This window comes from Pseudomonas sp. SWRI51 (assembly GCF_014268825.1).
Lineage (GTDB): Bacteria > Pseudomonadota > Gammaproteobacteria > Pseudomonadales > Pseudomonadaceae > Aquipseudomonas > Aquipseudomonas farsensis.
In genome coordinates, this window is sequence record NZ_JABWRG010000136.1 from 1 (window position 1) to 11,420 (window position 11,420).

The 11,420-nt window shown below is 63.5% G+C and carries 9 protein-coding genes; 4 read left to right on the plus strand and 5 right to left on the minus strand.

Features of this window, described 5'->3' with window-relative positions; all coding sequences use genetic code 11:
* Window positions 1-215: 215 nt before the first annotated feature.
* Together mutM and HU720_RS22905 are read right to left on the minus strand one after the other, a co-directional pair.
* Window positions 216-1,028, minus strand: a complete 813-nt coding sequence (mutM, locus tag HU720_RS22900) for a bifunctional DNA-formamidopyrimidine glycosylase/DNA-(apurinic or apyrimidinic site) lyase (RefSeq protein WP_186523235.1) — start codon at window positions 1,026-1,028, stop codon at window positions 216-218.
* A gap of 3 nt (window positions 1,029-1,031) precedes the next feature.
* On the minus strand, window positions 1,032-1,850 hold the full coding sequence (locus HU720_RS22905) for an HDOD domain-containing protein (RefSeq protein WP_186523253.1): 819 nt from the start codon (window positions 1,848-1,850) through the stop codon (window positions 1,032-1,034).
* Window positions 1,851-2,060: 210 nt separating this feature from the next.
* Between HU720_RS22905 and HU720_RS22910 the strand changes: the two genes are divergently transcribed.
* A complete protein-coding gene (locus HU720_RS22910; RefSeq protein ID WP_186523237.1) occupies window positions 2,061-3,257 on the plus strand; it encodes a class I SAM-dependent rRNA methyltransferase in 1,197 nt (398 codons plus the stop codon).
* A 162-nt stretch (window positions 3,258-3,419) separates the two neighbouring features.
* Here HU720_RS22910 and HU720_RS22915 read toward each other — a convergent pair whose 3' ends face one another.
* Together HU720_RS22915 and HU720_RS22920 are read right to left on the minus strand one after the other, a co-directional pair.
* A complete protein-coding gene (locus tag HU720_RS22915) occupies window positions 3,420-5,102 on the minus strand; it encodes a DUF4153 domain-containing protein (RefSeq protein WP_186523247.1) in 1,683 nt (560 codons plus the stop codon).
* Window positions 5,103-5,519: 417 nt separating this feature from the next.
* Complete coding sequence (locus HU720_RS22920; RefSeq protein ID WP_186523248.1) at window positions 5,520-7,193, minus strand: DUF4153 domain-containing protein; 1,674 nt, start codon at window positions 7,191-7,193, stop codon at window positions 5,520-5,522.
* A 316-nt stretch (window positions 7,194-7,509) separates the two neighbouring features.
* Between HU720_RS22920 and ilvD the strand changes: the two genes are divergently transcribed.
* Window positions 7,510-9,351 (plus strand): dihydroxy-acid dehydratase, encoded by a 1,842-nt coding sequence (gene ilvD, locus HU720_RS22925; RefSeq protein ID WP_186523249.1) that lies wholly within the window; start codon window positions 7,510-7,512, stop codon window positions 9,349-9,351.
* A gap of 85 nt (window positions 9,352-9,436) precedes the next feature.
* Here ilvD and HU720_RS22930 read toward each other — a convergent pair whose 3' ends face one another.
* Window positions 9,437-9,838, minus strand: a complete 402-nt coding sequence (locus HU720_RS22930; protein WP_186523250.1) for a S4 domain-containing protein — start codon at window positions 9,836-9,838, stop codon at window positions 9,437-9,439.
* 109 nt (window positions 9,839-9,947) lie between these two features.
* On the opposite strand from HU720_RS22930, the gene HU720_RS22935 reads away from it, so the two are divergent.
* On the plus strand, window positions 9,948-10,430 hold the full coding sequence (locus HU720_RS22935) for an ATP-dependent zinc protease (protein WP_339600680.1): 483 nt from the start codon (window positions 9,948-9,950) through the stop codon (window positions 10,428-10,430).
* Window positions 10,427-11,332 carry a 30S ribosomal protein S6--L-glutamate ligase gene (gene rimK / locus HU720_RS22940; RefSeq protein WP_186523251.1) on the plus strand — a complete coding sequence of 302 codons (906 nt, stop codon included), beginning with the start codon at window positions 10,427-10,429 and terminating at the stop codon, window positions 11,330-11,332. The genes HU720_RS22935 and rimK overlap by 4 nt, the downstream gene beginning before the upstream one ends.
* Window positions 11,333-11,420: the final 88 nt, after the last annotated feature.

Below are 11,420 nucleotides of genomic sequence, written 5' to 3' on the forward strand. Positions count from 1 at the left end.
TCGCTGGGGCTGCTTCGCAGCCCTTTCGCGACACAAGGCCGCTCCTACACAATCAAAAGCGACTTGCCCGAAACCATGGAATCTCCCACAGGGACTTGCGCCATACCTCAATTTTGCGGCCGTGCGCGATTTCTGTGGGAGCTGGCGATAGCCTGCGATGGGGCCGGAACACGCCTGCGCAGAACTATCCCCACAAAAGCACTACAGCGAAGCCACTAACGCTGGCAGCGCGGGCAGAATGCGCTGGCGCGCTGGCCCAGCTTTACGTCGCGCAGCTCGGTGCCACACACCTTGCAGGGCTGGCCGCTGCGGCCATAGGCAAACAGCGTCTGCTGGAAGTACCCCGGCTGGCCGTCGCCACCAATGAAATCACGCAACGTGGTGCCGCCCTGCTCGATCGCCGCCGCCAGCACCCGCTTGATCTCGATGGCCAGCTTCAGATACCGCGCCCGCGATATGCCGCCCGCTGGCCGGCGTGGGTCAATACCCGCAGCAAACAGCGCCTCTGTGGCGTAGATGTTGCCCACCCCCACCACCACCGCGTTGTCCATGATGAACGGCTTGACCGCCATCGAACGCCCGCGCGACAGCTGGAACAGCCGCTCGCCGTCAAACAGGTCGGTCAACGGCTCCGGGCCCAGGCGCAGCAGCAGCTCATGGTTGAGCGGGTCGAGGCTCCAGAGCATCGCGCCAAAGCGCCGCGGGTCGGTGTAGCGCAGCATCATGCCGGACTCCAGCTCGATATCCACATGCTCGTGGCGCGCCGCCGGCAAGCCCAGCTCCACCAGGCGCAAATTACCCGACATGCCCAGGTGGCTGATCAAGGTACCCACTTCGGCGTTGATCAGCAGGTACTTGGCACGCCGCTCGACGCTGACGATGCGCTGCCCCGACAAGCGCACATCGAGGTCTTCAGGGATCGGCCAGCGCAGCCGCCGGTCGCGCACCACCACCCGGCTGACGCGCTGGCCCTCCAGGTGCGGGGCAATGCCGCGGCGGGTGGTCTCGACCTCTGGCAACTCCGGCATGGCTTAGTGCCCGCCCATTTCGCGGGCGGTGTGCTTGAGCTCCTGGAACTCGTATTCGGTCAGGCCGATGTAGTCCAGAACCAGGCTGCCGACCACATTCCACTCATGGTCCGCGGCCTGGTTGCCCAGCACCCGGTACGACGCACAGATATGCTCGGCCATTTTCAGCACCGCCAGCAGGTTCTTCAGCTGGGTCTGGGTATTGCGTGAGGACTCGTCGCGGAACACCGCCAGGGCGTTGTGGTGGTTGGCGATAGCGCCGCTGATGTGCTCCGGCAAGCGCCAGGACTTGGCCGTGAAGTAACCGACCACCGAGTGGTTGGTATTGAACGCCCGGTTTTCAGTGTCGACCACGCGGGTTTCTTCGCTCGCCTTGGCATAGGCGTCTTCGAGCACTTCCATGTAGGTGGGGAAGCGCTTGTGCATCAATGGCACGCCGCAGTCGTGGAACAGGCCTAGGGTGTAGGCCTCGTCGGGCGACTGGATACCCGTGCGCTTGGCCAGCATCAGGCAGGTCATCGCCACATCCTGGGCGGTGTCCCAGAAACGGTTGAGGGTGACGATGGTGTCGTCGGTCATCTCGCCCTTGATCGACTGCGCGTTGATCAGGTTGATGATCGAGCGGCTGCCCAACAGGTTAACGGCACGCTGGATCGAGCCGATCTTGTTGGAAAGGCCAAACTGCGGCGAATTGACCAGCTTGAGCAAGGCCCCGGACAAGCCCGGGTCCTGGGCGATCAGTTTGGCGATGGTCTCCAGGTCCGGGTCGGGCATGTACTGCTCGAACTGCAGGTCAACCATGATCTGCGGCTGGGGCGGAATGGCAATACCTTGCAAGGCCTGCTGGATCTGTTCGGCGGTAAATTCCTGGGACATAAGTACTTACTCGAAGAGGACAGCCGATTCTAACCCCCGTCGCCGCCCCCGCACACCCATTGCGGTCATCGTTGCTGCCACAGGCGTCTGGTCGCGCCCCTCAGCGCGCAGCGGGGCAACGCGGTATACTCCCGCTCTTTTTTCCGGAGCGACGTCATGTCCCTGCCCAGCCTTCGTCTCAAAGCCAATGCCGACCGCCGCCTGCGTGCCGGCCACCTGTGGGTCTACAGCAATGAAGTCGATGTTGTCGCCACCCCGCTGCAGGGCCTGAAGGCCGGCCAGCAGGCCATTCTCGAAGCGGCCAACGGCAAGGCGCTGGGCGTGGTTGCCATGAGCCCGAACAACCTGATCTGCGCCCGCCTGCTGTCGCGCGACGTCAAGCTGGCGCTGGACAAGTCGCTGCTGGTGCACCGCTTGAACGTGGCGCTGTCGCTGCGCGAGCGCCTGTTCGACAAGCCGTGCTACCGCCTGGTGTATGGCGACTCCGACCTGCTGCCGGGCCTGGTGGTCGACCGTTTCTTCGACATTCTGGTGGTGCAGCTGGCCTCGGCGACCATGGAAGCGCACAAGGACGAGGTGATCGCCGCCCTGGTGCAGGTGCTCAAGCCAAGCGGCATCCTGTTCAAGAATGACTCCGCCGCGCGCGATGCCGAAGGCCTGGAGCGTTATGTCGACACGGTCTATGGCGAGGTGCCGGACTGGGTAGCGCTGGAAGAGAACGGCGTGAAGTTCGAAGCGCCGGTGCGTGACGGGCAGAAGACCGGCTGGTTCTACGACCACCGCATGAACCGCGCGCGCCTGGCCCCCTACGTCAAAGGCAAGCGCGTGCTCGACCTGTTCAGCTACATCGGTGGCTGGGGTGTGCAGGCCGGCGCGTTCGGCGCCAGCGAAGTGTTCTGTGTGGATGCCTCGGCCTTTGCCCTGGATGGCGTCGAGCGCAACGCTGCGCTGAACGGCATCAGCGAAAAGGTCACCTGCATCGAAGGTGACGTGTTCGAAGCCCTGCGCGAGCTCAAGGCCGCCGAAGAGCGTTTCGACGTGATCATTGCCGACCCACCCGCCTTCATCAAGCGCAAGAAGGACCTGAAAAACGGCGAGGCCGCCTACCGCCGCCTCAACGAACAGGCCATGCGCATGCTGAACAAGGACGGCATTCTGGTCAGCGCCTCGTGCTCGATGCACCTGCCAGAAGACGACCTGAACAACATCCTGCTGACCAGCGCCCGCCACCTGGACCGCAACCTGCAACTGCTCGAACGCGGCGGCCAGGGCCCGGACCACCCGGTGCACCCGGCGATTGGCGAAACCCGCTACATCAAGAGCATCACCTGCCGCTTGCTGCCAAACAGCTGATCAGCGCGCCCAGAGCTTGGGCGCATATCAACGAACAGACGCGGTCATTGTAGGAGCGGCCTCGTGTCGCGAAAGGGCTGCACAGCAGCCCCGGCAATCTTGCATGAGGTCGAGACCTGGGGCTGCTGCGCAGCCCTTTCGCGGCACAAGGCCGCTCCTACATCACCGCTCCAGGTTGAAGTTCAGGTCCACGCTATCGAGTTGCAGGGTCTTGTACTTGGGCGTCACCGGTTTCAATTGCCCTTCCTTGATCAACCGCACCACCTCGTCGGTGTTTTGCATATCGCCCCAGTAGGTGCCGACCTGGTGCCAGCCACCCTCGGCTGCAAACAGGAACATGCGCGACGCATACACATGGCGCGGAATCATCAGTACTTCGTTGCGCCCATCGCCGTCCATGTCCACACCCCACAGCAGGCAACCCTTGCCGCCACATTGGCTGATGGTCAACACCATCTGGTCGAAGGCCTCGCCGCCCGGCTCCGGAGTGCCCAGCCATTCAATCTTCGGCCCGTACTGCTCCGGCTCGTAAGGCTTATGCACTTGGGCAATTTTTTTGCGCAGCTGCTCGCGCCCCGCTTCATCCAGCAGCTCATCGCCTTCCAGCTGTGCCTCAAGATGGGTAAACGCTTCGCGCCCCGGTTCGCCCAGGCCCCAGTAGAGGTTGCTGGCATCGAAATCGGCCACTTCGGTCCGCCCGTCCAGCAAACGCTGCACCTGGTTTTTGGCGCTGAGCGCGTAGGGGTCGAGCAGCGGCGTGTAGTACGCCACCACCAGCACGGCACTGAGCAGCGCAACCCTTGGGTTGCTGACCTGCAGGGTATGCAGCCAGCCGCGACGTGACGCCGCGACCGCCCACACGGCCGCCAGGGCATGCAGCACCATTACCGTTACCAGCAATGCCGCGAGGATGCGCGATGGGGTCAGCCCGTACTGGTCGATACGCAACCAGCTGGCGTAGGCGGCAAGGCCCACCAGCACCGGGGTGCACAGCAGGCTGGCCTCGACCAGGCGTTTGAGCGGCGCGCCGTACACCTGCCCTTGCTGGCCGTCCTGGAACACCCCATTGACCAGAAACAGATTGATGCCAGCCAGCACCAGCAGCAGCGTGGTGGAGTAACCGGTGTCCCACACCGGCTGCAGGCCAGTGAACGGCAGGGTCAGGGTGAATACCAGAGCGATCAGCGCGCTCAGCGGCAACAGGAACCGGCACAGCGTCAGCAGAACGCCGCGCAGCAAACCGATGACCTTCTCGTTCTCCCGGCCCATGCGCATGCCCAGCGAGAACACCACCGGCAGCACCAGCCAGAGAAACGTCGGTGAAGTCACCGCGTCCTTCACCTGGGTGATGCCGACCATCTGGAACAGCCCCGAGCACAGCCACACCAGCAGCCAGAACAGGCCGGTCAGCAGCAGCGCCAGGAGCACGATGAAGACGTTGTTCCAGGCATGCTTGAACAGGTCCTGGTAACGCGGGCGCAGCCCTTCGCGGTTGGGCCAGGCGAGGATGAACGCAGCAAAGATGTATACCAGCGCCACCGCCGCCAGGCACCAGGACTGCTGGATGAAGCCCATGCGGTTGCTATCGCTGAAGACCTTGGTACCCACAGCGCTGACCAACAAGGTTACGCCCAGCACCAGCCAGCCGGCGCCGCGCTGCCCGCGCACGCGGCCGAGCAGTTGCAGGTTGAGGCCAGCGACGGCCACGGCGATGCACAGGCCAAGCGGCAGGCCCAAGCCCAGCCACATGTCCTGGCTGCGCAAGGCGATGAGCCCGAGCACAGTGAGGCCCTGGATCAGGCCGATAGCGATATAGAACAACAGGGAGCGGTTGGGCGCCGGCATGGCAAGTCCTTTTGGCCAGTGGGATACGGGCGCGCAGTCTACCCAAAGCGCTGTGACGTATGCCAAGGCCTTTACCATTTCCCGGCCACATCGCAGGCTAGCCCCAGCTCCCACAGGTATCTTGGCCAGCCCCCAATATTGTGGCTGAGAGCAATCTTTGTGGCGAGTTCCCTTGTGGCGAGCGGGCTTGTCCCGCGTTGGGCTGCGCAGCAGCCCTGGAAACCCAAGGGTAAACCTCAGGGCTGCTGCGCAGCCCAACGCGGGACAAGCCCGCTCGCCACAACTGTCTTTCATTTCCCACAGGATTGGGTCCAACCAGCAATGCTGCCGTTGAGCACGGTCTCTGTGGAGCTGGCGACAGCCTGCGATGAGGCCAGAATGGGTTTGCGCGAAACCAGGGAACCACCCACGGCCCGCTCAGTGCTCCAACCCCAACGTCAGGTCCTGACCATTGAGAGTGAACGTCTTGTACCGTGGCGTGACCGGTTTCATCGCCCCCTCGCGGATCAGCCTGACCAGCTCATCGGTGCCCTCGAAGCGGCCAGAAAAGCTCCCGACCTCTCGCCACTCCCCGTCACGGGCAAACAGCAGCACATAGGAGGCGTATACCTGCCGGGGGATCATCAGCACTTCGTTGCGCCCGTCGCCGTCCATGTCCACGCCCCAGAGCAAGCAGCCCTTGCCGCCGCACTCTTGCAAGGTCGCCTGCATCCTGTCGAACGCCTCACCGCCCGGCTCTACCGGGCCCAGCCATTCGACCTTCGTGCTCAGGTCCTCCTCATGACGCGGCGTACGTACCATCGAGAACTTTTCCAGCAACTGCTCACGCTTTTTCCGGTCGAGTACCTCGCCCGCCTCAAGCTGCGCATCCAATGCATCGAACGCCTTGCGCCCAGGGTCCCCGAGGCGCCAATAAAGGTTGCCAACATCGAAGTCGGCAACCGCAGTGCGCCCGCTCAGCAGCCGCTCGACCTGGCTTCTGGCACTGATTGCCTGCGGGGCCAGCAGCGGCGTGTAGAACGACACCAACAACAGCGCACTGAGCAGGGCAATCCACGGGTTGCTCACCTGCAGGCTGTGCAGCCAGCCACGACGCGGCGCCAGCACCGCCCACAACGCCGCCAGGCTGTGTGCGGCCATTACGGCCACCAGCAGCAAGGCCAGAATGAGCGAGGGGCTCGCGCCGTACTGGTCGATGCGCATCCACATGGCATAGGCCGCCAAGCCCACCAGCACCGGCAGGCATAGCAAGCTGGCTTCGACCAGGCGCTTGAGCGGCGCGGCGTACACCTGCCCTTGCTGGCCGTCCTGGAATACGCCGTTGAGCAGAAACAGGTTAATGCCAGCCAGCGCCAGCAGCAGCGAGGAGAAATAACCGCTGCCCCAGTCCGCCTGCAGGCCGGTGAACGGCAGGGCCAGGGTGAACACCACAACGCTCAGGGCGCTGAACGGCAACAGAAAGCGGCACAGGGCCAGCAACATGCCGCGCAGCAGGCCGATGATCCTCTCGTTTTCGCAGCCCATACGCATACCCAGCGAGAACACCACCGGCAGCATCAGCCAGACAAACACCGGTGCGGTCACTGCCTGTTTCACCTGTGCAATGCCAACCATGTTGAACAGCCCCGCGCACAGCCACACCAGCAGCCAGAACAACCCCGTCAGCAACAGCGCCAGCAGCACGATGAAAGCGTTGTTCCAGGCATGCTGGAACAGCGCCGCGTAGCGCGGGCGCAGCCCTTCGCGGGTCGGCCAGGCGAGGATGAACGCGGTGCCGATATAGCCCACCAGCACGGCGGCCAGGCACCAGGTTTGCTCCATCCAGGCCATGTGTTCTACATCGAGGACGACCGCGCTGATTGCGCCAATCAGCAGGCCCAGGCCCGCCACCAGCCACAGCGCACCGCGCTGCCCGCGCAGGCCGCCGAGCAGTTGCAGGTTGATGCCGGCCATAGCAGCCATCGCGCACAGGGCAATCGACAGGTTGAAATCGAGGAAGTAGACCTTGGCGCTGAGCAGGCTGACCACCAGCAGGCCCTGGATCAGGCCAATGGCGATGTAGAACGGCAGGGAGCGGTTGGGCGCTGGCATGACAAGTCCTTTTGGCCATTGGGGTGCTGGTGCGCAGTCTACCCAAAGCCCCCCGCCAGCCGCCAAGGGCTTTACCCTGGGCGGTGCACCTGGCGCCAATTATCACAACGCCGTTCCTTCACAGGCGTGGCGGTGTAGAATCGGGCTATTCATCGCCAGTCATCCCCGGCGGGTTTATGAGCTCTGGCCGAGCCTGCGGCGATCCCGCGCGGACACCGGCCCCGATCCTTGCCGCTGGCAACCGGCCTACGGCGTTTCAGGACAAGAGAAGCTCACTCTCCTACTAGTGACCTGATTAAGCCGCCCGGAGCAGCCAATGCCTGATTATCGTTCCAAGACCTCCACCCACGGCCGCAACATGGCCGGCGCCCGTGCCCTGTGGCGCGCCACCGGGATGAAGGACGAAGACTTCAAGAAACCGATCATCGCCATCGCCAACTCGTTCACCCAGTTCGTCCCAGGGCACGTGCACCTGAAGGACCTGGGCCAACTGGTCGCCCGCGAGATCGAACGCGCCGGTGGCGTGGCCAAAGAGTTCAACACCATCGCCGTCGACGATGGCATCGCCATGGGCCACGACGGCATGCTGTACTCGCTGCCCAGCCGCGAGATCATCGCCGATGCCGTCGAGTACATGGTCAATGCGCACTGCGCCGACGCCATCGTGTGCATCTCCAACTGCGACAAGATCACCCCCGGCATGCTCATGGCCGCACTGCGCCTGAACATCCCGGTGATCTTCGTTTCCGGCGGCCCGATGGAAGCCGGCAAGACCAAGCTGGCCAGCCACGGCCTGGACCTGGTCGATGCCATGGTGATCGCCGCCGACTCCACCGCCTCCGACGAGAAAGTCGCCGAGTACGAGCGCAGCGCCTGCCCGACCTGCGGTTCGTGCTCCGGCATGTTCACCGCCAACTCGATGAACTGCCTGACCGAAGCCCTGGGTCTCGCCCTGCCGGGCAACGGCTCGACACTGGCCACCCACTCCGACCGTGAGCAGTTGTTCCTCACTGCCGGGCGTACCATCGTCGAGCTGTGCAAGCGTTACTACGGCGAAGGCGATGCATCGGTGCTGCCGCGCAGCATCGCCAACTTCAAGGCGTTCGAAAACGCCATGATGCTCGACATCGCCATGGGCGGTTCGACCAACACCATCCTGCACCTGCTGGCTGCCGCCCAGGAAGGCGAGGTCGAATTCGACCTGCGCGACATCGACCGCCTGTCGCGCGTGGTGCCGCAGTTGTGCAAAGTGGCGCCGAACATCCAGAAGTACCACATGGAGGATGTGCACCGCGCTGGCGGTATCTTCAGCATCCTCGGTTCGCTGGCCCGTGGCGGCCTGCTGCACACCGACCTGCCGACCGTGCACAGCGCCAGCATGGAAGAAGCCATCGCCAAGTGGGACATCACCCAGACCGATGACGAAGCCGTGCACACCTTCTTCAAGGCAGGCCCGGCCGGCATCCCGACGCAAACCGCGTTCAGCCAGTCGACCCGCTGGGAAACCCTCGACGACGACCGCGAGAACGGCTGCATTCGCAGCTTCGAGCACGCCTATTCGCAAGAAGGCGGCCTGGCCGTGCTGTACGGCAACATTGCCCTGGACGGCTGCGTGGTGAAAACCGCCGGTGTGGATGAGTCGATCCACGTGTTCGAAGGCAACGCGAAGATTTTCGAAAGCCAGGACAGCGCGGTGCGCGGCATCCTTGCCGACGAGGTCAAGGCTGGCGACATCGTCATCATTCGATACGAAGGCCCGAAAGGCGGCCCGGGCATGCAAGAGATGCTCTACCCGACCTCGTACCTGAAGTCCAAGGGCCTGGGCAAGGCGTGCGCCCTGCTGACTGACGGCCGTTTCTCCGGCGGTACCTCGGGCCTGTCCATCGGCCACGCCTCGCCAGAAGCGGCTGCGGGCGGCGCCATTGGCCTGGTGCGTGATGGCGACAAGGTCTTGATCGACATCCCGAACCGCTCGATCAACTTGCTGGTCAGTGACGAAGAGCTGGCCCAGCGCCGTGTCGAGCAGGACAAAAAAGGCTGGAAGCCGGTCGAAGTGCGCCCACGCAAGGTCACCACCGCGCTGAAGGCCTACGCCCTGCTGGCCACCAGCGCCGACAAAGGCGCGGTGCGCAACAAGGCGATGCTCGACGGGCTGTAAGGCTTTGTCGACATAGCGGCATGAATGAAAACCGGCGCCCTGTGCGCCGGTTTTTTTATATTTGCGTACCCGCGACTCAGCGCATTCAGTCGAAGTTGCCGTGCAACTGGTGAATCTGCCGGCGCTGCTTTTTGTTCGGGCGCCCATCAGTGGTCATGCCCAAGGCGCCTGCCTTGCGCAATTCGGCAGCCTGCTCGCGGCGTTTCACGCTCTCTGGGGTTTCTTCGTACAGCGCCTGTGCCTCAGGGGCGCCGCGACGCACCACCGACAACGCCTTGACCACCACGGTGCGCTCGTCAAAACCGGTGCGCACCAGGTATTCATCGCCCACACGTGGCTCTTTGCCAGGCTTGCAGCGCTCGCCGCGCCAGTGCACCTTGCCGCTCTCGATGGCAGCCTTGGCCAGGGCGCGGGTCTTGTAGAAGCGCGCCGCCCACAGCCACTTGTCCAGGCGGACCTTATCGTCATCTTCAGGCTTTTGTGCCATGGTTTTTCCTCGAACGCTGTCAGTCACAGAACTGTACTACCGTGACTGACGGATGCAAAAAATCCGTGCCGTCATTACAGTTCACCACCTTATCCCCAGGGCGCGCCTAGTGAAGACATTTGACCACCTGACTGTGATCGGCCTGCGCGAGTGGGTCGCCCTGCCCGACCTCGGCGTCGCCGGCCTTCGCGCCAAAATCGACACCGGCGCCAGCACCTCAAGCCTGCATGCCACCGACATCGAACCCTTCGAACGTGATGGCCAGCGCTGGGTGCGCTTTACCGCCCACCTGGGCACGGTAGTACAACTGCGCCACCGCCGCTGCGAAGCGCCGCTGGTCACCATGAAAAGCATTAAAAGCTCCAATGGCCATGCGCAAACCCGCTATGTCATCTGCACGCCCCTGGCGCTGGGTGATCGGGTCTGGCAGGTGGAATTCACCCTGGCCTGCCGCAAGAGCATGCGTTACCGCCTGTTACTTGGATCGAAGGCCCTGGTCCACGGTCAACTGGTAGTCAATCCGGGCGTGAAGTACGTCCAGGACAAACCGGCCTTTGCGGCCACTCTTTCCTCTGTCACAGGTGCTGCATGAAGATCGCTGTGCTTTCGCGTAACCCGCGTCTGTATTCAACCCGCCGCCTGGTCGAGGCCGGTACCCAGCGTGGCCACGAAGTGGTGGTGATCGACACCCTGCGGGCCTACATGAACATTGCCAGCCACAAGCCGCAGATCCACTACCGCGGCAAGCCGCTGGAAGGCTTCGATGCGGTCATTCCGCGCATTGGCGCCTCGGTCACCTTCTATGGCTGTGCGGTGCTGCGCCAGTTCGAAATGATGGGGGTCTACCCGCTCAACGAGTCGGTGGCCATCGCCCGCTCGCGGGACAAACTGCGTTCGTTGCAGTTGCTCTCGCGCCGTGGCGTCGGTTTGCCGATCACAGGGTTTGCCCACTCGCCGGACGACATTCCCGACCTTATCCAGATGGTCAACGGCGCCCCGCTGGTGATCAAGGTGCTCGAAGGCACCCAAGGCATTGGCGTGGTGTTGTGCGAAACCACCAAGGCTGCAGAGTCGGTGATCGAGGCGTTCATGGGCCTGAAGCAGAACATCATGGTGCAGGAGTACATCAAGGAGGCCGGTGGCGCCGATATTCGCTGCTTCGTGGTGGGCGACAAGGTGATCGCCTCGATGAAGCGCCAGGCCAAGCCCGGCGAATTCCGCTCCAACCTGCACCGTGGCGGCGTCGCCAGCCTGATCAAAATCACCCCTGAAGAGCGCATGACTGCCATTCGTGCGGCAAAAGTGATGGGGTTGAGCGTGGCGGGTGTGGATATCCTGCGCTCCAACCATGGGCCGCTGGTGATGGAGGTCAATTCATCGCCGGGGCTTGAAGGCATCGAGGTCACCACCGGCAAGGACGTGGCCGGGATGATCATCGAGCACCTGGAGAAAAACGGCGGCCCCAATCAGACCCGGACCAAAGGCAAGGGCTGAGCCGGGTGGCGATCTTGTGTAGGAGCGGCCTTGTGTCGCGAAGGGGGCGCGCAGCGGCCCCGACGATCTTGAATGAATCCTAGATTTC

Bases quoted from the DNA above. Each gene is read 5' to 3' on its own strand.
- mutM (WP_186523235.1), bottom strand. From the start codon at position 1,028: ATGCCGGAGTTGCCAGAGGTCGAGACCACCCGCCGCGGCATTGCCCCG.
- HU720_RS22910 (WP_186523237.1), top strand. From the start codon at position 2,061: ATGTCCCTGCCCAGCCTTCGTCTCAAAGCCAATGCCGACCGCCGCCTG.
- HU720_RS22915 (WP_186523247.1), bottom strand. From the start codon at position 5,102: ATGCCGGCGCCCAACCGCTCCCTGTTGTTCTATATCGCTATCGGCCTG.
- HU720_RS22920 (WP_186523248.1), bottom strand. From the start codon at position 7,193: ATGCCAGCGCCCAACCGCTCCCTGCCGTTCTACATCGCCATTGGCCTG.
- ilvD (WP_186523249.1), top strand. From the start codon at position 7,510: ATGCCTGATTATCGTTCCAAGACCTCCACCCACGGCCGCAACATGGCC.
- HU720_RS22930 (WP_186523250.1), bottom strand. From the start codon at position 9,838: ATGGCACAAAAGCCTGAAGATGACGATAAGGTCCGCCTGGACAAGTGG.
- rimK (WP_186523251.1), top strand. From the start codon at position 10,427: ATGAAGATCGCTGTGCTTTCGCGTAACCCGCGTCTGTATTCAACCCGC.